Genomic DNA, 18,851 nt, shown 5'->3' on the forward strand with positions numbered 1-18,851 from the left:
CGGGGGAGTGCGGCCGCGTCAGTCGCCGCCGCTCCTCTGGCGCGGAACGGTCACGGTCCGGGGGAGCCGGGGCGGCGGGCCGAACCGCACGGGAACGCCCGGGGAGTACAGCACGCTCACCGGCTCCCCGCGGGGACGGCTGAGACCGGCCGCGGTGAGGAGGCTCTCGTCGCAGGCGAGGAGACGGGCGCGGTGCAGCGGCCAGCGGGGGTGGGTGTTCGGGAGGTAGAGGGGACGCCCGCGGAAGGAGCTGTGCATGCCCCAGCGCGCGGTCAGGAAGTGTTCGAGCTCGGTGGGCTCCTCGACGCGTTCGCCGACGTCCACGCTGATCGTGCTGTGGGCCCCGCGCGGTCCGGGCCACCGCCTCCTGCCGGCGTACGTCAGGGTGGAACCGTCGGCCCGGAGGGTCATCTTCGACCACACGTAGGGGATGCGGAACGCCCAGCGTCCGACGGCCACGGGCAGGAGACGGGACGCGTCCAGCGAGCGGAACACCACGCCGCGGCGCCCGTGCCCGTCCACGGAGTACAGCCGGACATTGGTCTCCGGGAAACTCCCGAGGTAGGGGATCCCGGGCAGACGGAACCAGCCCACCCGGTGCATGCGGAAGGCGACGAGACCGACGTAGGTGACCCCGTCGAGGGTGTCGGGCACGGTGCCGGGCGGCAGGAGCGGGGCCACTTCGCCGGGGTCCGCGGGCCAGTGCAGAAACGTGAGGTCGAGCCAGGACTGGGTGAGCAGGGTGGTGAGGTCCGTGCGGTGCGGCGGGTCGGCCGATATGGGTTCGGGTTCCATGGCGGGCGGCGTCTGCTGCATCGCAGCAGTATCCCGGATCGGTCGGGGGCGGGGCGGGGCCCGGTCGGGTCAGACGTCGAGTTCGAGGTCCGTGAGCGGATAGGCGACGCAGGAGTGGAGGTAGCCGGCCGGCGGGTCCGACAGACGCAGCCGGGCCTCCTCGGCGTGGTGGACGGTGCCCTTGACCACCCGGAGGCGGCAGAGCCCGCACTCGCCCGAGCGGCACGCGGCCTCGGGACGGACACCGGCATCCTCCAGGGCGTCGAGCAGGGGGCGGCCGCGAGGGGTCCGGAAGGCGGTGCCGCGGGCGGTGACGGTGACCTCCTCGGCGGGGTCCGTGCCGGCGGGCCAGTGGGGCTGCCGGGTGGGATCGGCCGGGGCGCCGTTGGCCTCGAAGCGGATGCGGCGGCGGGGCAGGCCCAGCTCGGTGAGCTGGTCGAGGGCGTACGGGTAGAGGGCCTGGGGCCCGCACACGTACGCCATCCGTCCGTCGAGCGGCCCGGTCAGGGCGTCGATCAGTGCGGCGGACAGGAGTCCGGTGGGCCCGGCCCAGCCGTCGCCCGGATTCTGGATGACGTGGTCGACCCTGATCCGGGGGTCGGCGGCGGCGAGCGCGTCGAGCTCCTCGCGGAAGACGACGTCGCCGAGGTCCCGCGAGCCGTAGAGGAGGTGGAAGCGGCGCTCCAGGCCGCGGTCCACGATCTCGCGGATCATGCTCATGGCGGGGACGACGCCGGAGCCGCCGGCCAGGAAGACGAGGTCGTCGCCGTGGAACAGCGGATTGTGATGGAAGGTGCCGAGGGGGCCGCCGGTGGTCAGCGGGTCGCCCGCGGCGAGGCCGTCGAGCAGATGACCGCTGATCCGTCCGCTGGGAACCCTGCGCACCGTCAGGTCGTAGTGGTCGAGCCGCGCGGGGCTGGACGAGATCGCGTACGGGCGGCTGGTGCCGTCCGCGTACACCGCCACGTACTGCCCGGCGAGGAACGGCGGCAGGTCGGCGCCGTCCGGGCGGCGCAGCCGGAAGGTGCGGGTGCTGGGCGTCTCCTCGACGACCTCGGAGACCACGAGGTCCAGGCGCTCGGGGTGGCAGGTGTCGAGGGCGCGACTGCTGCGGGGGACGTGGTCGTGGGTGGGGTCGCTGTCGCTGGTGGCTTCGCGTGAGGAGATCGCGCGCGCGATCTCCTCGGCGCCGTCGAAGAGGTCGGCCAGGGGGTGCTTCACGGTGTTCTCCGGGTTCTCGGTTCGCCGGGTCGCGCGGTCCGCGCTCCACGGGGAGCGCGCTCGGCGAGGCGGATCAGACGGCTCGGGCGCGGACAAGACGGCGGGCGACGCGCGCACCCGCTTCGAGGGTCGGCTGGAAACCGCCCATGGAGGACCACGAGCCCGCCACATGGAGTCCGGGCACGGGTCCGCCGCGCTCGTCGTCGCGGAACTGCCAGGCGGCGGTGGCGTCCTGGTCGTAGCCGTAGATCGCGCCACCGGGGTGCCCGAGGTAGCGGGCCATGGTCAGCGGTGTGGCCACGTCCACCTCCTCGATCGCGTCCCGGATGCCCGGGGTGATGTGCTCGACGAGATCGAGGAGTGTCTGCGCGTAGTCGTACTTCACGCGCGCGTACTCCTCCGCGGGGACCGCGTCCCACGCCTCCGCGTACTGGAGGGTCATCAGACTCACGTGGGTGGCCCCGGCCGGGGCGAAGCCGATGGGCGCCACGTCGTACGAGCTCACGCAGATGCCACGGGCCGGCTCCAGGGAGCGCGTGGACGCGTAGGTGCGGTCGTGGTCGGTGTCGACATCGACGAAGCTGGTGCTGGTCGTGAAGCCGAGTTCGGCCGGGGTCGCGTCGAGGCCCATGTGGAGCACGAAGCCGGAGACCCCGGGGCGGCGGCTCGCCAGGTCGGTCCGGACGGCGGCCGGGAGGTCGATCCCTTCGAGCATGCCGTAGGTGACCGGCAGGGAGGCGTTGGAGACGACGTCGGAGGCGCCGACCTCCTCGCCGTCGTCGAGACGCACGCCCACCACACGGCCGCCGCGGGTCAGCACGGCCTCGACGGCGGTGTGGAAGCGGACCTCGCCGCCCGCCCGGAGGAACGCGCCGAGGATCGCGGTGGACATCGCCTGCGACCCGCCGCGCACGTGCCAGGGCTTGAACTCGAAGTAGGCGAAGAGCACCATCGCCAGGTCCTGGAAGGCCAGGCGGGACGGGGGCTGGCCGACGTACGCCCAGTAGACGGAGAGGACGGACTTGAGGTCCTCGTCCGTGAAGTGCTCGTCGAGCACGTCCCGCACCGGGCGCAGGGCCTGTCGGAACAGCACCGGGTCGACCTGCTCGGCGGGGGTGCCGCGCACCGCGGCGACCTGCCAGAAGGCGACGTTCCGCACGAGTTCGAAGAACCTCTCGACGCGGGCCCGGTTTCCCGGGAAGGCCTGTTCCAGGGCGTCGGTCGCCGCGCCCCAGTCCGCGGGCAGGGTCACGTCGTACCGGCCGGGCACGACCGCCCGGTACAGATCGTGTTCCTGTACGAAGTCCAGCTCACCGCCGATGCCGAGCCGGTCGAACAGACCGCGCAGCGAGAACGCCTGGCCCTCCGCCCCGATGCCGGAGAGCTGGTGCAGGGCCACCTCGAACTCGTAGCGGCCACGGCGGAAGGAGGTGGCGCAGCCGCCGGGTACGTTGTGCCGCTCGACGAGCAGGGTCCGCATCCCCGCCCGCTGGAGGGTCGCGGCCGCCGTCAGGCCGGCGTTTCCGGCACCTATGACGATCGCGTCGTAGTCGCCGCTCATGCCCGGTCCGCCCGCGCCGGGCCGGACGGCGCGTCGTCGCCGGTGGTGGCGGTGGCGGTGGCGGTCGCGGGGGCCTGGGCGGGCTCGGCGGCCTTCGTGGCCTCGGCGGCCTCCGAGGCGATGCGGTCGAACTGCACCCCCATCGCCTCGGCCAGGGCGTGGGCGGCGGACAGCGGCCGGACCATCACCATGAAATCGTCGATGAGCCCGTGCTCGTCCAGGTGGAGGAAGTCGCAACCGGTGATCGCACGGTCGCCGACCCTCGCCTCGAAGACGAGGGCGTGGTCGCGCCCGTCCTCGCCGGTGATCTCCCGGACGTAACGGAAGTCGCTGAAGACACGGGAGACCCCGCGCAGGATGGCCGCGGTGATGGCCTTGCCGGGGTATGGCTTGAAGGCGACGGGGCTGGTGAAGACGACGTCGTCGGCGAGCAGGGCCTCGATCGCCGCGTGGTCGTTCGCCTCGACGGCCTGACGGAAGGACTTCATAGACATCTCCGCAACTAGTCAACTATGTGAGTAGGCGAGGAGGAGGGTAGTGACGTGGGCGGGCCGCGTCCAGAGCCCGCCCACGCGATCACGCCGTGGGTCAGGCGAGCTTCTTGAGCAGCTCCGCGGCGAGCGGGGCGGAGGAGGCCGGGTTCTGGCCGGTGACCAGGTTGCCGTCGACGATGACGTGCGGCGCCCACGGCTCGCCGACCCGGACGTCCACACCGGCCTCGACGAGCCGGGTCTCGAGCAGCCACTTCGCCCTGTCGGCGAGGCCTGCCTGGGTCTCCTCGGCGTTGCTGAAGGCGGCGACCTTGCGACCGGCGAAGGCGTTCGAACCGTCGGTGTCCGTGGCGGCCAGGAGCGCGGCCGGGCCGTGGCAGACGACGCCCAGCGGCGTGCCCGACCGCAGGGTGTCGGTGAGCAGCTTCCCGGAGGTCGCGTTCACGGCGAGGTCCTCCATGGGGCCGTGCCCGCCGGGGTAGAAGACGGCGTCGTAATCGGCCGGACGGGCGTCCTCCAGCTTGATCGGGTTCTTGATCTCGTCGATGGACGCGAGCACTGCGGCGATCCTGTCCGCACCCTCCTGGCCGCCGTTGACCTCGGGAGCGAGGCTGCCCGCGTCGACGGTCGGGACGACGCCGCCCGGCGTGGCGACGACGACCTCGTGGCCGGCGGCCGTGAACGCCTCGTACGGCGCGACGGCCTCCTCGGCCCAGAATCCGGTCGGGTGCTTGGTGCCGTCGGCCAGCGTCCAGTGGTCGACGCCGGTCATCACAAAAAGGATCTTCGACATGAGGCAGCTCCAAGGGGTGTCGGGCCCGGAGGGGCCCGGTGGCAGGGGTGCGCACAGTGACACTCTGCTCCGGGTGGCGTTCCGCGGCGAGGTCGTCAGTGCGGCGATGTCGTCGACACTAGGGCGGTGATCCATCGGTTTCCAATGAGGAAATCAATGCCTGCCATAGGAACCCCAATGACTTGGCAGGGAATACGCACAGGGCGGGAGCGGGCGCGGGTACGGGTACGGGTCGGCGTCGCCGGGCGGGGAGGCCGGAGTCGGTGATCCGGTCCACGAGGGTCACGAGGGTGGCGAGTCGCCGGGGCGCGGAGAGGGACGGTGAGCGGCTGCTCGGCAAGCGGTGGACGGAACCGGATCGCCTCGCGAGCTCGCGCTGTCTGGACGGTGCGAGCGCTCGCGACCACGAGGCCGTCGACGCGCCGGAGGCTCGCCCGGATCGCGTGCGCGTCGTCCCGCATCCCGACGGTGTGGGAGACGGCACTGTGAAGTGTCGTGTTCCGCCCAGGAGTTGCGAGCCGCACGCCCGCTCGCGGAGTCGGAGTCCGACGACAGTGCGCGGCCGCGTGATTGATCCCCTGGTGGGGTCCTGGTGGCTGTCGAGGGCTACGGTGAGTCCGTCAACGCGTGCCGAGCGAAGGGACAACCCTCGTGTCGCCTCTGGATGCACCGACCGCTCGCACCCCTCGCGAGGTGCTGGCCCGCTACTACCAGGCCATGCTCGACAAGTCCGCGGACGACCTCGCCGACCTCTACGCCGTGGACGGGCTGCACGAGTTCCCGTTCACCTCTCCTGGATTCCCCGCGTGCTTCGAGGGGCGCGAGGCCGTGCGCGCCGGATACGGGGCGGCCTGGGGCGCCAGCCCCGTCCAGGTGCAGGAGGTCAGGAGGGTCGCCGTCCACGAGGCCGCCGATCCGGAAGTGATCATCGCCGAGCACGTCGTCGTGGCGGTGCTCCCGGCCAAGGCCCTCACGTTCGCCGTCCCCGGTCTCCTCGTCCTCCATGTCCGCAACGGACTGATCATTCGAGTCCGCGACTACATGGACGGCTTGGGACTCGCCTCCGCCAGGTCGTGAAGCGCGACCGCCATGAGGACTGCGCCCACTACCCTCAACTCCGAGAAACCACTGGGGGAGCGGGCGATGGACGACGAGATTCAGCTGATCAGTGACGGTGAGGGGCTGGCCGTCATCGGGGACGCGGCGGATGTCGAGCACTTCCTCGCCTCGGAGGGACTGCCGTCGAAGGACCTCGGACTGCGGAGACTCAAGTCCGTCCTCGGCAGCGGGGCCGCCGCCGCGCAGGCGGGTTCGGAGATCGCCGCGCAATCCGGTCGTTGGGTGATGCTGAGCCGGGAGTCGGCGCAGCTCGTCAGGAAGTACGGGCTGAGGGACAGTGCGACGACCGGCCTCGGTACCGGCGTGCTGAAGGGGCAGAAGGGCCAGATCAAGGGATTCGTCGAGTTCGTGAAGGCGCCCCGGTCCTTGCTGACCAACCCGGCGATGCTCGCCGGTGCCGCGGGGATCATGGCGCAGCTCGCGATGCAACAGGCCATGGATGAGATCACCGACTACCTCGCCGCGATCGACGAGAAGGTCGACGACGTGCGGCGCGCCCAGAAGGACGCCGTGGTGGCCCGCATGATCGGAGTGGGCTTCGTCGTCGAGGAGGCCATGATCATCCGGGAGCGGAGGGGCAGGGTCGACCAGGTGACCTGGTCGAAGGTGCAGAACGCCCCGACGACGCTCGCGGACACCCAGGCGTACGCACTGCTTCAACTCGACGCGATCGCCGAGAAGATGGAGGGCAGGACCAAGATCGGTGATCTCGCCACGACGGCGAGGGAGGCCGAGCCCCTGGTGCGGGAGTGGCTCGCCGTCCTGGCTCGCTGCTTCCGGCTTCAGGACGCCGTCGCCGTACTCGAACTCGACCGGGTGCTGGACGCCTCCCCGGAGGAGCTCAACGGGCATCGCCTCGGCCTGAAGGAGGCCCGGCAGGCCCGGCTGGAACACATCGCGAAGAGCACCGGGCGCCTGGTGGCCAGGATGGACGCGGCCGCCGGCACGGCCAACGCGAAGGTGCTGCTGCACCCGGCCAAGTCCCCGGCCGTGGTCCAGTCGAGCAATGAAGTCGCCGCCGGCGTCCACGCATTCCACGAGCGGCTCGGGATCGAGTCCGGTCACCGGTCGTCGGAGACGAGGCGATGGGCGGCCGCGGCATCTGCGGTGCGGGACAAGGCGTTGGAGACGGGTGCGAAGGGCGTCGACGCCGCCCGAAGCCTCGGCAACGAGACCCTCGACCGGGCCGGTGCGGTCAGGGGCAGGCTCGCCGACGGGATCGCCGAACGCGCGGGCCTCGGCGTGGCGGCGTTGAAGAACGCGACGAGGAAGAACGCGACGAGGAAAAACGAGACCAGGAAGAACGAGACCAGGAAGAGCGAGGCGAGGAAGGACTCCGCGGGGAAGGGCACAGCGGGGACGGGCGGCGCGTCGACGCCGCCCGGATCGACCTGCTCGACTCCGTGAGCGGCTTCCTGCTCCTCGCGGGCCTCGGTGTGGAGAACCTCACCGCCGGGGTCGTCGGTCTGGCCCTGATGAGCCTGGCCCTCGTGCTGAAGGGAATCCGGTTCCTCCGGTTCCGTCGGCACGCCTGATCTTTGATCGCCGCTCAAACTGTCGGAATGTGTTCATGTTGCAGACATCCAGGACTGGGTGACGGGCCGACCGGATCACGTATCCATAACGGGTCTAGTTCGAAGCGCGGTGACCGGGGCGCGACTGTCCCCGGTCACCGCCGCTCCCGAGAGGAACTCCCCGTGGATCGCAGGTCTCTGCTCACCGTCGCTACAGGAGCGGTGGGCGCCGTCGCCGCCTCCGGGATACCGGCCGGCGCGGCGCCCCTCACGCAGTCCGGCCCGCACGCCGGCTCGCACTCCGGTTCCGGGCGGCCGGTCACCACGTTCAACGTCATCAGCGACATCCAGGGCGATCTCCGCGACCTCGGCGTGGCCCTGGACGACATGAACCGGACCAACCCGGCGAGTTCGGGTCTCGCCGTCGCCGGCGACATCACACCGCGCGGGTACGACGCCGAGTACGCGGCGGTGACGGCCGAACTCGCGCGTCACACCCGTACGAGCACGGTCGCCTGGGCCATCGGCAACCACGAGTTCTACGTCCCCAAGTGGCGCGATCCGTCCACCCTCGCGCAGGACACCTGGCCCAACGGCACCACCGAGGACTCGCTGTTCCGGAGTTTCTTCCACTTCGCCGGCCGCAACACGGTGTACGCGGAGCACTCGTTCGGCGGCATCCCGGTCCTGAGCCTCGGCACCGAGAAGTACATGCACTTCCACGACCCGAAGCTCTGGGACGAGGTATGGCTCAGCGAGGCCCAGTTCACGTGGCTGGAGGAGCGCCTCGGGTACTGGGCCCGACGGCGCAAGCCCGTCATGGTCGTCACGCACCACCCGCTGCCCAACACCGTCTCCGGCAGCCACAACCGGCTGTACTCGCGCGACTACCTCCAGGCGGACCGGCTCCTCGCGATCCTCGGCCGCCACCGTGACGTCTTCCTCTTCTGCGGGCACACGCACTGGGACCTCGGACTGTCGGACTGGTACGTCCGCAGGGTCGTCCCCGGCACCGCCAACCTGGACGGCTTCTCGGTGATCAACACGGGAGCCGTGCAGACGGGTTACACCGACGACGGGCAGGGCGGCGAGGTCTCCGTCCCGGGCACGTTCAACCAGGGGCTCCAGGTGGAGGTCTTCCGTGACCGGGTCGTCGTCAAGGCCCGCGACTTCGCTGCCGGCAGCTGGCTGAAGCAGATCACGGTCCCCCTCTCGACCCGGATCTGACCGGCGGCCCTCCGCGGACCGCTCGTACCCCGTCCCGTCCTTCCCGCGCGGGAGTCGGCACCGCCTGTGCGACGGTGCCGACTCCTCAACGCCCGCGTACGGCCGTCACGGACCGTCCTCGCCGGCCGGATCGTGGAGGCTGATCGCCTGTACGGGGCAGGCGCGGGCCGCCTCGCGGACCAGCGTCCCGGTGCCGTCCTCCCGGCCCGGCACGACCGTTCCGAATCCGTCGTCGTCCTGGGTGAAGACGTCGGGGGAGGTCAGGGCGCACTGTCCCGCGCCGATACAGACGTCCCCGTCGATCGAGACACGCATCCGCACCGCTTCCTTCGCCATGTCCGGCACCGTTCCCTTCACCACGTGACGGGGAGTTCGAGCATCCCCTGGATCGTGTCGCCCGGCTTGAACGGAATCTCCTCGGCGGGCACGGCCAGCCGTAGCCCCGGCAGTCGGCGCAGGAGCGTGCCGAGCGCGATCTCCAGCTCCGCGCGGGCGAGGTTCTGCCCGAGGCACTGGTGGATGCCGAAACCGAACGCGACGTGGTGGCGGGCGGACCGGGTCCAGTCGAGGCTGTCCGGGTCGCTGTAGGCGGAGGCGTCCCGGTTGATGACCGAGGTCGAGAAGACCACGCCTTCGCCCGCGCGGATCACCCGCCCGGCGACATCGATGTCCTCGCTCGCGACCCGGAGCAGTCCGTCGGCGATCGAGAGGAACCGCAGCAACTCCTCGACGGCGGTGGACACGAGTCCGGGATCCGCCCGCAGCTCGGCCAGCCGCTCCGGGTGCCGCAGCAGCGTGTACGTCCCCAGGGAGATCATGTTCGCCGTGGTCTCGTGCCCCGCGACCAGCAGAATCGTCGCCAGCTGCACCAGCTCCTCCCGGTCGGGGCCGCCCTCCCCGGACCCGCGCGCCACCAGGTCGTCGAGGACGCCGTCGCCGGGCTTCAGCCGCTTGCGGTCGATCAGTTCGCCGAGGTAGCCCTCCAGCTGGGCCAGTGCGTCCTCGGTGTCCGCGCCCGTAGGACCGCGCAGCAGGCGCCGTGACTGCTCCTCGAAGAAGTCGTGGTCCGCGTACGGCACGCCGAGCAGGTCGCAGATGACGATCGACGGCACCGGCAGCGCGAAGGCGCTCACCAGCTCGGTCGGCGGCCCCTGCGCCTCCACCGCGTCCAAGAGCCGGTCCACGGTCTCCTGGATGCGGGGCCGCAGGGTCTCGGCCCGCTTGAGGGTGAAGCTCGGGATCAGCAGCCGCCGCTGGGTGTTGTGCTCGGGGTCGTCCCAGCCGAGCAGCGCCGCGCGCCGGCGCCTGCGCAGGGTCGACGCCCGTTCGGTGGGCAGGGGGAAGTCGGGACGGGTGGAGTCGGTGGACAGGCGCTGGTCCGCGAGGAGCGTGCGGGCGGCCGCGTGTCCGGTGACGAGCCACACCGCCCGCCCGTCCCACAGGGTGACCCGCGACAGCGGGTGCTCCTCCTCGGTCCGGGGATAGGCGGTGGGCGGGTGGTAGGGGCAGGTCCGGTCCTGGGGGAACGCCACGGCTTTCGTCACGGGGGCCTCGCTTGGGGCGATTCGGTGGCAGGGACTGTGGTGCCGTCTCCACTACATGCCTCAGGCACCTATCTGGTCTACGCACACTTCGGCCATTCCACCGGAACGGGCGAGGCCATACGGCAGGGGAGTCCAGGAGAGCGGCTCGCGCCCCGGTCGGGAGGAGGGTTCGTGCCCGGGTCTGACCGCCGTCTCCTGCAACGCCCCGGCCTCCGTCCTCGCCGGCCGCCCGGCCGACGCGCCGACCCTGAAGGACATCCCCGGCACCCGGCGCCCCCGTCCGGGGGGCCGCCGGTCTTCTCGTCACGGACATGGAGCACGGGGACGGACGACCGCAACGGCCGACTGCTGGCGGCCGCCCGCCGGGGCGACGCCGACGCGGTCCGGGCCGCCCTGGAGGCCCGCGACGAGGAGCTTCGCTCCCCGCTGCTGCTCGCCGCGCTCGGCAACCACGTGGAGGCCGCCCGGGTCCTCGTCCGGGCCGGCACCGACCCGGTTGACCCCGCCGGGAGCCGAGTGGCGTCATGACCCCACGGTCGGGCCCGCCTCTTGTGCGGCGGCCGTGCGTCGATAGCCTGCGCCTCATGATGCGTGTCTGGATCTTGCCGCTGCTGCTCGCCGTCGCCGGATCGCTCGTCGCGGCGGGGCTGATCGCCAGGGGGAGCCCCGGCGAAGGCGCCGTGCTCCTCGCCCTGTTCGTGCTCATCGCGACCCTGAACTCGCCGCTGATCTTCCCCCGGTCGATCAGCGACGAGGAGGCGAGGCGCCGCAGCGAGGCAGACGGGCGGCCGATCGTCTACTGGCGGCCGGGCTGCCAGTTCTGCATGCGCCTCCGGATCCGCCTGGGCCGCCAGGCGGGCCGGGCGCACTGGGTGAACATCTGGCGCGACCCGGACGGAGCGGCGGCCGTGCGGGCCGTGAACGACGGCAACGAGACCGTGCCGACGGTCTTCGTGGCGGGCCGGCCTTTCACCAATCCCGATCCCGCCTGGGTACGGGAGCGGCTCTCGCCCACCTCGTGACGGATCGGCGGTCCCGGGCGCGAGCCGTCAGCTCGGCCCCTCCTCCGTCCACGGTCGGAGCTTCTCCGGGTTGCGTACGGCCCAGATGCGGGCGACACGGCCCTCGACGAGCTCGAACGCCGCCACCGTCACGGTGGCACCGGCGTTCTGGGCGACGAGGCCGGGCACCCCGTTGACCGTCCGCTCCAGAAGGGTCAGTCCGGGGGCCTTGTCGGCGATGTGAACGAGGTACTGGGCGATGAGCCTGCTGCCCTCGACCGGACGGAGCACGGCGCCGACGAGGCCGCCGCCGTCGGCCGCCATCGTGGCGTCGGGGTCCAGCAGGTCGACCAGGGCCTTGATGTTCCTGGCCTCCCACGCCTCCTTGAACTCCCGGACCAGGGCGGCCTGCCGGGCCGCAGGGACGGCCGGGGTCCGCGCGGCGCGGACACGCCGACGGGCCGAGGTCGCCAGTTGCCGGCAGGCGGCGGGGGAGCGGCCGACGACGTCGGCTATCTCGCCGAAGGGGTACCGGAAGACGTCGTGCAGGATGAACGCGACGCGTTCGGCCGGCGTCATCGACTCCAGCACGACGAGGAACGCCATGTTCACCGACTCGTCCAGGGTGATCCGGTCGGCGGGATCGGCCGGCGCGGACCCGCCGCCGTCGGTCCGCACGCTCGACCACTCCGCGCGGTCGGGCAGCGGTTCGGGTATCCACGTCCCGACGTAACGCTCGCGCCGGACACGCGCGGAGCCGAGCATGTCCAGGCAGACACGGCCGGCCACCGTCGTCAGCCACGCCCCGGGCGACTCGACGGCCCCGCGCCGCTCCGGGGGCATCGCGTACCAGCGGGCGTACGTCTCCTGTACGGCGTCCTCGGCCTCGGCGAGTGAACCGAGCAGCCGGTAGCCGAGGTTGAGCAACTGGCGCCGCTCTCCGACGACCACGCTCAGGTCCGGCTCGGACCGGTCGTGCCCCGGCACGGTGGGGGTGCTCATGATCGCGACTGCTCCCTGGTTCGTCTCGTCCGACGCCGCTCGCGCCCTGCGCCCGCGTGACGAAGAACCGCGCCGGAGGAGAAAGTCGGCGTCCCGCCTCACATTTCACGGGCCTGCGTCGTCGGACGGACGAGACACTACCGAGCCACCGCCGCGAGGCAGAAGAAAAGGATCACGTCATGGCCAGCACCGCACAGACCACGGCAGTTCAGGGCAGCGGAATCCGTACCTTCGTCCAGGTCTCGATAGCCCTGCAGACCCTCTCCCTCTTCTTCCAGGCCTCCACCGCCGGGCTGTTGCTCTCCTCCTCGCAGGGCGAGGTGCTGCACGGCGTCGGAGCACGCGTCATGTACGGCGCGACCATGCTGTACGTGATCGCGGCGGTCCTCGCCTGGAAGCCGGGCGGCGGCTCGCCCCGCCCCATCCTCTACTCGACCGGCTTCCTCGTCCTCGCCTCGGCGCAGGTGGTGCTGGGGATCGCCCACGAGCCGTCCCTCCATGTCCCCCTGGGCGTCCTGATGTTCGGCCTGAGCGTGCTGGACCTGGGCCGGATCCTCACGTCCCGGCGGCAGGACGGTCCGGCCGTACGGCAGCGGTAGCCACCGTCGGGCGGCCTCCCGGGTGCGGGCGCACGGACGGAGTCGATCTACTGTGGTCCGCATGTCTGTTCCCGTCCATGCCCTTGCCCACCGGCCGCTGACGACCGGGGCCGTGGCCGAACTCGTGGCGCTGCCGGCCGTACCTCCCGTCCCGGACGACTCCGACGCCGTCGACGCGGAAGCCGGACTCCGGGGCTGGGTGTGGGAGGACTCGCTCGTCTGCGAGTCCTACCGGACCACCCACGGCCACGTGCTCTGCACCGACGTCGTCAGCCCCTTCGGAAGCCCGGAGGCCCGGACCTTCCTGGTCTTCGGAGAGGTGTACCCCGTCGACCCGCACGATGAGGACATGGCCAACGCCTCATGGCTGTACGGCCTCATGGACCGCTGGCGGGAACAGCCCGGCTGGACCGGCGGCAGGCCGAGCACGGTCGACGCGTGCGAGGAGGTCCTCGCGGAGGCCGCGCGGGCAGTGACCGAGCACCTCGGCACGCCGCCCGAACGGACGACGCGGTCCGCCGAGAGCCTGGTCACCGGGCCCACCCTGACGCACCGGGTCTGGCGCACCGCGACCCACGCCCTGGTGCTGGGGCCGGCAGCGGACAACGGCCCGTACGGCTACCTCACCCATCTGCAACTGTCCTGCACGCCCCTCGACTGCGCCCCCGGGCTTCCGCCCGCCGGGGACGAGGACGGCCTGACCGAGTGGATCGCGGCGCACATCGACTGGTGAGCCGGCGATCGCGTGACCCCGCGCGTCAGCGTGGCTCCGGGGCCGGCCACGCGCGCGGGAAGGGCACACGCAGCGAGCCGGCCGCCACGGGGGTGTGGCCGGCCGCGGCGTGCAGCCGCCCCTCGCGCAGGACGATCGCCCCGCCGGAGAGCATGGACGTCACCAGCTCGTCGGCGAGCGTCTCGGGCGTGAGCGCAGGAGGCGTGCGGCGTCGGTCAGCCACGCGCGCGCGTGGAGGTACGGCTCGATCTCCGCGGCCGGGATGCCGTCACGGATCATGAGCGCGAACGCGAGGATCCGGCGGGCGCCGTACCAGACGGCCCCGTCGGGGTCGTCGACGAGCCGTCGGCCCCGGCGCAGCGCGGCGGCGAAGGCGGCACCGGTGTCGGCCGGGACCGGGCCGTGGGAGGGCAGGATCACGCGCGCGTCGAGGTCGGCCATCCGCTGGAGGGAGGCGAGTGCGGTGGCCGCCGCGTCGGGCCCGTCGAGGGCGAGGTCGACCCAGCCGACGTCGTAGTCCGACAGCGCGTCACCGACCACGAGCAGCCGTTCCTCCGGCTGCCAGAGGGCCAGGTGGCCGGGCGTGTGACCGGGCGTGCGGACGACCTCCCAGTCGGTGTCGCCGAGCCGGAGGACCTGCCCGTCGTCGAGGGCCATGTCCACGGTGTACGGGGCGACCGGCTGGTCCAGGTACTCCGCCGAGCAGCAGCCGGGGTCCCGGCGGGAGATCGCCTCGGCCTCGGGCGCCCCGGCGGCGATGCCGGCGCCCCCGGCCTGGAGGAGGGCGTTGCCGCCGACGTGGTCGGAGTGCCAGTGCGTGTTCACGACCAGGCCGATCGCGCCGGCCCGGGCGCGGGCCCAGTCGGCGGTCTCCCGGGCGTGGCCGACGAACCCCGAGTCGACCAGGGCCGGTTGCCTCCCGCGCAGCAGGAGCGTGTTGGCGTCGGGGAACGGCCGCTGCCACCAGGACGCCCAGGACGGCAGCGACGGAGGCGCGGACGGCCGCCGGCCCGCGGCGCTCGCGTCCCGGGGCCCGCTCCTCCGCCCCGGCGCGCCTGTTCCTGCCGCATGGGGTTCCTGCACGTGCTCTCCTTCGGCTGCGAGGGACATCAGGGGCGGGGTGCACGGACCGTCGACGCGGACGAACCGCCGACGCGGCAGCGGCCCGCCCGGGGCGCCGTGGGCCGTGCCCCGAGCACGGCGCCGCCGCTCAGGTCCCGGCCGTCGCGGTGCGGGCGATGCGTTCCAGGGTGGTCCGCATTCCGGCCCGGTTCAGCGCGACCCGGCGGGCCGGGTTCGTCCCGGCGAACACCGTGCCCAGCAGGTCGGCCGCACGGGCCCGCCGCCCGTCGGTCCGGAGGTCCTGCCAGAACTCGGTGAGTCGTGTCCCGGTGCCTTCCGGCTCGAACCGGTAGCCCCAGCGGGCGATCGGCAGGCCGAACACGCTGATGTCGAAGACGAACTCGCTGTTCGGGCGCAGCGCGCTCACCCGCCCGAGGGTGGGCCAGAGGAACGGTCCGCGCCGGTTGAACCCGACGAACCGGGTTCCGGTGCGCGCCGGCGGCCGCAGCACCCACACGTACCGGCACTCCGGGCTCCAGCGGCCCATGTTCCGAAGGTCCGAGACCAGCCGGTAGACGAGCTCCGGCGGAGCGTCGACGACCGTGCTCTCCTCAAGACTCCACTGTCGGTCCACGGCCCGCTCCCCTCGCACCCGGTGGGACGGTCCCACCCTTGCTACTCGCCGGTACGTTAGCGGGCCCGTGAGACGTCTGTCCCCTGATCGGCGAGCCGGTTCAGTTCTCGACGTCCTGCGGGTACCAGCGCAGTTCGACCGTGTTGCCGTCGGGGTCCTTCACGTAGACCGACTGGGCCGAGCCGCGCGCGCCCCAGCGCGGGACCGGTCCCTCCAGGACCTCGAACGTGCCGGAGTCGATGACCTCCTGCCAGTCCAGGGGGTCCACGACGAGGCAGATGTGGTCGACGTTGGACTCGCCCCGGGGGCGGGAGAAGAGGTCGATGACGGTGTTCTCGTTGATGCGCACGGACGGGAACGACACCTTGCCCGCCCGCCACTCCTCGACCCGCTCGGGAGCGAGGCCCAGGGCGCCGGTGTAGAACTCCAGCGCCTTGTCGACGTCGGTGACGTTGAGCACGAGGTGGTCGAAGGCTGTGACGCGCATGATGGGTTCCGTACCTCTCTGGGGTGGGTCTCGTCCTGATGATCATGGTGACTGCGGAGGGCGCGATCAAGGGGTCCGGACGTCCACGATGCGGACCGACCGCCTCCGGGACGCGGCGGTACGGGCCGTCGCCCCTCGCCGGCGGACGCGGAGCTCAGATGTGGAGCTCGGCGGGGAAGCCGGTCCAGCGCAGGTCGGCGGGGAGGTGCCCGGTGTCGTTGAGGAACAGGACGGCCGGGGCACGGTCGGCCGTGTAACGGATGACCGTCAGTGCGGCGTTGGCGTGGTTGATGCCCATCCAGCGCGCCCGGGGAGCCTCCAGGGCCTCGCGGACGAGCCAGGCGAGGAGGAAGTTGTGCGTGACGACGAGTTCGTGGACCGGCCGGTCGCCGTCGACGGGCCCGGTGAACCGCGCGAGGGCCTCGGCGGCGAGCCCGGGCCCCTGTTCCCGCTCCTCCGCCGGGAACTGGGCCAGGAACCCGAGCATCGCGTCGGCCGACCTCGGGGGCAGCTCCTCGTGCCGCGGCACGTAGGGGATGTAGTCGCCGGCCGGCGACGACACCCGCAGGGGAACCCCGTCGAGCTGATCGCCGATCAGCCGGGCCGTCTGCGCCGCGCGGGCCAGCGGGCCGTGGTGGATCGCCGTCAGCGGGGCCTTCCGGAGCCGCTCGCCGAGCAGGACGGCCTGGCGGCGGCCGCGGTCCGTCAACGCGCTCTCGTCCTCGTTCGCCTCACCGTGGCGGGCCAGGTACAGAAAACGGTCGGCTGTCTTCGTCATGCTCGACTCCTCGGGCGCGATTCATGATCTTGCGAACGTGTGGACGGACGCGGTCCGGCGCCGTGCGGTTCCACCGCCGGGGAAGGGGGCGTCCGGGCACGACGGACCCCGGGACACCGTGCCGCACGGCCCCTCGGGGTCACCTCGGCGCGTCAGAGACGGAGGAGGACCAGGGCCGTGTCGTCGGTCGTCCCGGTGGGCGGGGTGAGCTCGGTGAGCAGGGTGTCGGCGAGGGCCTCGGGGTGGTCGTTCCGGTGCCGGGCGAGGGCCTCGGCGAGCCGGTTCAGGCCCGTGTCGATGTCCTCACGGCGGCGCTCGACGAGGCCGTCGGTATAGAGGGCGAGCACCGAACCGTCGGTGAAGGCGGTCTCGGCCTGCGGCCGGGGCGCAGCGTCGGGACGGGCGCCGAGCGGGGGGTCGGTGGCCCGGTCGAGCAACTCCACGGTGCCGTCGGGGCGGCAGAGGAGGGGAGGGGGGTGCCCGGCGCTGCTGTACGTGAGGACGCGGCTCCGCCAGTCGATGACGACGGACACGGCGGTGGTGGACTCGGCGCCGTCGACGTCCCGGGAGTACAGGTCGAGGACGTCGAGGGCCTGGGCGGGTCCGGCGGCGACGCGGCAGGCGGCCGACAGTGCGCTGCGGAGCAGCCCCATGACACCGGCGGCACGCAGGCCGTGGCCGACGACGTCGCCGACGGCGACCGCGGTGCGGCCGGGCAGCTCGACGAGGTCGTACCAGTCGCCGCAGACGTTCAGTGCTTCGGTGGCAGGCCGGTAGCGCACGGCCGCGTGGTGATGGCCGAGGGGGCGCGGCGGGGGCAGCATCGCCTTCTGGAGGTGGAGCGCCACCTCGCGCTCCTGGGCATGGGCACGGCGGAGCCGCTCGTTGACCTCCTGGAGTTCCCTGGCGCGGGTGTAGAGCTCGGACTCCAGGGCACGTGGCTGGTCCCCGCCCTGGGTGCCACGGGCCTGGAGCAGTTCCGTGACCTCCTCCACACGGTGCAGCAGCAGGGACACGGAACCGTCGGGGGCGAGGACGGGGACGTTGACCGGGCTCCAGTACCGCTCCTGCCAGTGCCCGGACCGGTTCGGGGATTCCACGTCGTACCGCTGCAGCGCCATGGTGTCGCGCTCCCCGGTGGCCAGGACCCGTTCCAGGGAGGCCCGCAGATTGCGCACGCCGGTCGCGGACGGATCGTCCGGGTTGTCGGGGAAGGCGTCGAAGAGGTGCCGGCCGACGAGCTGCTCGCGCGTCCGGCCGGACGTCAGGAGGTACGCCTCGTTGACGGCCGCGTAGACCAGCCCCGGGGTGAGCAGCGCGACGGCACCCGGCAGGGCCTGGAAAACCGCTTCGTAGTCGATCCCGGGTCCGTTCACCCTTCACCTGCCCGTACGCCGCGGGTCCGGCCGTGAGACTGCCCCCACGATAGGCCCGCCCGCGGACGACGGCCTCCGGACGCGATCCGTCCGCGCGTCACGGGCGGGCCCCGCCCGGGCCGGGCGTCCGGCGAGGGCGTGTATCGCGGGCGTATCGAGAAACGCATACGCTCCCGCAACGCCCCACCGTCTGTCATGGGCACATGAACCTCCACACCGCCACTCCGGCGCCGCCCCGCCGCACGCGCCGGACCGTGGCCGTCGCACTTGCGCTCTTCACTCTCGCGAGCGCCGGGTACGTCCTGCGGGGACCGCTCCTGATGGCCGCTCCCCGGTGCGTGGCGGGGCCGTGGCACGGCTGCTTCGACACGTTCAACGGTGTGGTGCTGATGACCCTGGTCGCGCTGCCGGCGGCCGTGATCGTGGCGTGGGGCCTGACGCTCCGCCGGCGGGCCGCCGGTGTCGCCGCGGCCTGGCGGCTGTCCCTGGCCGAGGTGGGCATGGTCCACGGGACCGTGCCGTTCCTGTGGCTGACCATGATGCCGGGCGCCGGGGCCGGTACCGTCCCCGGCCGGGTGAGCCCGGTGCCGCTGCGGGACCTGGCCACGATGGGTCCGCTCGGGATCGCCGGCAATCTGCTGGTCCTCGCGTCGCTGGGGTTCTTCGCCCCGGTGCGCTTCGCCGCCCTGGCGTCCCTGCCGCGCGTCCTGGCGCTCGGGGCGGGCTGCTCGGTCCTGATCGAGACCGCGCAGTACGTCCTGCGGCTCGACCGGGTCTCCTCCGTGGACGACGTCCTGGTCAACACCACCGGCGCCGTGCTGGCCGCGCTGGCGTCCCGTCGCTGGTGGCGCGCCGCGGACGCGGCGCGGTCGGGGCATACGCCGGCGACATGCGGCGCTGCCTAGGCTGGGCGC

General features: G+C 72.4%; 22 protein-coding genes and 1 pseudogene. 9 read left to right on the forward strand and 14 right to left on the reverse strand.

The genetic code is table 11. The features are described 5' to 3' along the window. Window positions 1–18: 18 nt before the first annotated feature. The 5 genes from ACN9MM_RS37610 to ACN9MM_RS37630 all read right to left on the reverse strand — a co-directional run bounded on the left by ACN9MM_RS37610 (window position 19) and on the right by ACN9MM_RS37630 (window position 4,861). The gene (locus tag ACN9MM_RS37610) at window positions 19–816 is read right to left on the reverse strand and encodes a YqjF family protein (protein WP_426368296.1); all 798 of its coding nucleotides are present in this window, start codon (window positions 814–816) and stop codon (window positions 19–21) included. A gap of 48 nt (window positions 817–864) precedes the next feature. Further along, window positions 865–2,016, reverse strand: a complete 1,152-nt coding sequence (locus tag ACN9MM_RS37615) for an FAD-binding oxidoreductase (protein ID WP_426368298.1) — start codon at window positions 2,014–2,016, stop codon at window positions 865–867. Between the two features lie 73 nt (window positions 2,017–2,089). Next, on the reverse strand, window positions 2,090–3,577 hold the full coding sequence (locus ACN9MM_RS37620; protein WP_426368299.1) for a phytoene desaturase family protein: 1,488 nt from the start codon (window positions 3,575–3,577) through the stop codon (window positions 2,090–2,092). Further along, a complete protein-coding gene (locus ACN9MM_RS37625; protein ID WP_426368300.1) occupies window positions 3,574–4,065 on the reverse strand; it encodes a nuclear transport factor 2 family protein in 492 nt (163 codons plus the stop codon). Before ACN9MM_RS37625 ends, ACN9MM_RS37620 begins: the two co-directional genes overlap by 4 nt. A gap of 100 nt (window positions 4,066–4,165) precedes the next feature. Further along, the gene (locus ACN9MM_RS37630; RefSeq protein WP_426368301.1) at window positions 4,166–4,861 is read right to left on the reverse strand and encodes a type 1 glutamine amidotransferase domain-containing protein; all 696 of its coding nucleotides are present in this window, start codon (window positions 4,859–4,861) and stop codon (window positions 4,166–4,168) included. A 651-nt stretch (window positions 4,862–5,512) separates the two neighbouring features. Here ACN9MM_RS37630 and ACN9MM_RS37635 point away from each other — a divergent pair. The 4 genes from ACN9MM_RS37635 (at window position 5,513) to ACN9MM_RS37650 (ending at window position 8,721) form a co-directional block, all read left to right on the forward strand. After that, a complete protein-coding gene (locus tag ACN9MM_RS37635; protein WP_426368302.1) occupies window positions 5,513–5,938 on the forward strand; it encodes a nuclear transport factor 2 family protein in 426 nt (141 codons plus the stop codon). A gap of 66 nt (window positions 5,939–6,004) precedes the next feature. Continuing rightward, on the forward strand, window positions 6,005–7,387 hold the full coding sequence (locus ACN9MM_RS37640; RefSeq protein WP_426368303.1) for a hypothetical protein: 1,383 nt from the start codon (window positions 6,005–6,007) through the stop codon (window positions 7,385–7,387). Next, complete coding sequence (locus ACN9MM_RS37645) at window positions 7,384–7,515, forward strand: hypothetical protein (protein ID WP_426368304.1); 132 nt, start codon at window positions 7,384–7,386, stop codon at window positions 7,513–7,515. The genes ACN9MM_RS37640 and ACN9MM_RS37645 overlap by 4 nt, the downstream gene beginning before the upstream one ends. 162 nt (window positions 7,516–7,677) lie before the next feature. Beyond that, a complete protein-coding gene (locus tag ACN9MM_RS37650; RefSeq protein ID WP_426368305.1) occupies window positions 7,678–8,721 on the forward strand; it encodes a metallophosphoesterase family protein in 1,044 nt (347 codons plus the stop codon). 105 nt (window positions 8,722–8,826) lie between these two features. Here ACN9MM_RS37650 and ACN9MM_RS37655 read toward each other — a convergent pair whose 3' ends face one another. Both ACN9MM_RS37655 and ACN9MM_RS37660 read right to left on the reverse strand, forming a co-directional pair. Continuing rightward, window positions 8,827–9,036 (reverse strand): ferredoxin, encoded by a 210-nt coding sequence (locus tag ACN9MM_RS37655; RefSeq protein WP_426368933.1) that lies wholly within the window; start codon window positions 9,034–9,036, stop codon window positions 8,827–8,829. 38 nt (window positions 9,037–9,074) lie between these two features. Beyond that, window positions 9,075–10,265, reverse strand: a complete 1,191-nt coding sequence (locus ACN9MM_RS37660) for a cytochrome P450 (protein WP_426368306.1) — start codon at window positions 10,263–10,265, stop codon at window positions 9,075–9,077. Window positions 10,266–10,610: 345 nt separating this feature from the next. On the opposite strand from ACN9MM_RS37660, the pseudogene ACN9MM_RS37665 reads away from it, so the two are divergent. Together ACN9MM_RS37665 and ACN9MM_RS37670 are read left to right on the forward strand one after the other, a co-directional pair. Beyond that, window positions 10,611–10,760: pseudogene (locus tag ACN9MM_RS37665) on the forward strand (ankyrin repeat domain-containing protein); the annotation flags it as partial. A gap of 89 nt (window positions 10,761–10,849) precedes the next feature. After that, entirely contained in the window at window positions 10,850–11,287 is a 438-nt protein-coding gene (locus ACN9MM_RS37670; protein ID WP_426368308.1) for a glutaredoxin domain-containing protein, read from the forward strand. 27 nt (window positions 11,288–11,314) lie between these two features. Here ACN9MM_RS37670 and sigJ read toward each other — a convergent pair whose 3' ends face one another. Next, the gene (gene sigJ / locus ACN9MM_RS37675; protein WP_426368310.1) at window positions 11,315–12,268 is read right to left on the reverse strand and encodes an RNA polymerase sigma factor SigJ; all 954 of its coding nucleotides are present in this window, start codon (window positions 12,266–12,268) and stop codon (window positions 11,315–11,317) included. A 179-nt stretch (window positions 12,269–12,447) separates the two neighbouring features. Here sigJ and ACN9MM_RS37680 point away from each other — a divergent pair, with 179 nt between their 5' ends. Together ACN9MM_RS37680 and ACN9MM_RS37685 are read left to right on the forward strand one after the other, a co-directional pair. Next, on the forward strand, window positions 12,448–12,867 hold the full coding sequence (locus tag ACN9MM_RS37680; RefSeq protein WP_426368311.1) for a hypothetical protein: 420 nt from the start codon (window positions 12,448–12,450) through the stop codon (window positions 12,865–12,867). Window positions 12,868–12,928: 61 nt separating this feature from the next. Beyond that, window positions 12,929–13,600 carry a hypothetical protein gene (locus ACN9MM_RS37685; RefSeq protein ID WP_426368313.1) on the forward strand — a complete coding sequence of 224 codons (672 nt, stop codon included), beginning with the start codon at window positions 12,929–12,931 and terminating at the stop codon, window positions 13,598–13,600. A 25-nt stretch (window positions 13,601–13,625) separates the two neighbouring features. On the opposite strand, the gene ACN9MM_RS37690 is transcribed toward ACN9MM_RS37685, so the two are convergent. From ACN9MM_RS37690 to ACN9MM_RS37715, 6 genes are all read right to left on the reverse strand, one after another. Next, the gene (locus ACN9MM_RS37690; RefSeq protein ID WP_426368314.1) at window positions 13,626–13,763 is read right to left on the reverse strand and encodes a hypothetical protein; all 138 of its coding nucleotides are present in this window, start codon (window positions 13,761–13,763) and stop codon (window positions 13,626–13,628) included. After that, window positions 13,760–14,683, reverse strand: a complete 924-nt coding sequence (locus ACN9MM_RS37695; protein ID WP_426368315.1) for an MBL fold metallo-hydrolase — start codon at window positions 14,681–14,683, stop codon at window positions 13,760–13,762. The genes ACN9MM_RS37690 and ACN9MM_RS37695 overlap by 4 nt, the downstream gene beginning before the upstream one ends. A 127-nt stretch (window positions 14,684–14,810) precedes the next feature. Further along, window positions 14,811–15,296, reverse strand: coding sequence for an SRPBCC family protein (locus ACN9MM_RS37700; RefSeq protein ID WP_426368316.1), 486 nt, complete (start codon window positions 15,294–15,296; stop codon window positions 14,811–14,813). A gap of 100 nt (window positions 15,297–15,396) precedes the next feature. Continuing rightward, window positions 15,397–15,783, reverse strand: coding sequence for a VOC family protein (locus ACN9MM_RS37705; protein ID WP_426368317.1), 387 nt, complete (start codon window positions 15,781–15,783; stop codon window positions 15,397–15,399). A 154-nt stretch (window positions 15,784–15,937) separates the two neighbouring features. Beyond that, window positions 15,938–16,561: a histidine phosphatase family protein gene (locus ACN9MM_RS37710; protein ID WP_426368318.1), complete on the reverse strand. Its 624-nt coding sequence runs from the start codon at window positions 16,559–16,561 to the stop codon at window positions 15,938–15,940. A 152-nt stretch (window positions 16,562–16,713) separates the two neighbouring features. Further along, complete coding sequence (locus ACN9MM_RS37715) at window positions 16,714–17,937, reverse strand: PP2C family protein-serine/threonine phosphatase (protein ID WP_426368319.1); 1,224 nt, start codon at window positions 17,935–17,937, stop codon at window positions 16,714–16,716. Between the two features lie 203 nt (window positions 17,938–18,140). On the opposite strand from ACN9MM_RS37715, the gene ACN9MM_RS37720 reads away from it, so the two are divergent. Next, the gene (locus tag ACN9MM_RS37720) at window positions 18,141–18,842 is read left to right on the forward strand and encodes a VanZ family protein (protein WP_426368320.1); all 702 of its coding nucleotides are present in this window, start codon (window positions 18,141–18,143) and stop codon (window positions 18,840–18,842) included. Window positions 18,843–18,851: the final 9 nt, after the last annotated feature.

Source organism: Streptomyces sp. E-08 (assembly GCF_049913095.1).
GTDB lineage: Bacteria > Actinomycetota > Actinomycetes > Streptomycetales > Streptomycetaceae > Streptomyces.

What these genes read in the sequence shown, in the direction of transcription:
- sigJ (WP_426368310.1), bottom strand. Translation starts at nt 12,268, where the DNA reads ATGAGCACCCCCACCGTGCCGGGGCACGACCGGTCCGAGCCGGACCTG.
- ACN9MM_RS37685 (WP_426368313.1), top strand. Translation starts at nt 12,929, where the DNA reads ATGTCTGTTCCCGTCCATGCCCTTGCCCACCGGCCGCTGACGACCGGG.
- ACN9MM_RS37655 (WP_426368933.1), bottom strand. Translation starts at nt 9,036, where the DNA reads ATGCGTGTCTCGATCGACGGGGACGTCTGTATCGGCGCGGGACAGTGC.
- ACN9MM_RS37670 (WP_426368308.1), top strand. Translation starts at nt 10,850, where the DNA reads ATGATGCGTGTCTGGATCTTGCCGCTGCTGCTCGCCGTCGCCGGATCG.
- ACN9MM_RS37680 (WP_426368311.1), top strand. Translation starts at nt 12,448, where the DNA reads ATGGCCAGCACCGCACAGACCACGGCAGTTCAGGGCAGCGGAATCCGT.
- ACN9MM_RS37610 (WP_426368296.1), bottom strand. Translation starts at nt 816, where the DNA reads ATGCAGCAGACGCCGCCCGCCATGGAACCCGAACCCATATCGGCCGAC.
- ACN9MM_RS37620 (WP_426368299.1), bottom strand. Translation starts at nt 3,577, where the DNA reads ATGAGCGGCGACTACGACGCGATCGTCATAGGTGCCGGAAACGCCGGC.
- ACN9MM_RS37640 (WP_426368303.1), top strand. Translation starts at nt 6,005, where the DNA reads ATGGACGACGAGATTCAGCTGATCAGTGACGGTGAGGGGCTGGCCGTC.
- ACN9MM_RS37625 (WP_426368300.1), bottom strand. Translation starts at nt 4,065, where the DNA reads ATGAAGTCCTTCCGTCAGGCCGTCGAGGCGAACGACCACGCGGCGATC.
- ACN9MM_RS37710 (WP_426368318.1), bottom strand. Translation starts at nt 16,561, where the DNA reads ATGACGAAGACAGCCGACCGTTTTCTGTACCTGGCCCGCCACGGTGAG.
- ACN9MM_RS37720 (WP_426368320.1), top strand. Translation starts at nt 18,141, where the DNA reads ATGAACCTCCACACCGCCACTCCGGCGCCGCCCCGCCGCACGCGCCGG.
- ACN9MM_RS37705 (WP_426368317.1), bottom strand. Translation starts at nt 15,783, where the DNA reads ATGCGCGTCACAGCCTTCGACCACCTCGTGCTCAACGTCACCGACGTC.
- ACN9MM_RS37630 (WP_426368301.1), bottom strand. Translation starts at nt 4,861, where the DNA reads ATGTCGAAGATCCTTTTTGTGATGACCGGCGTCGACCACTGGACGCTG.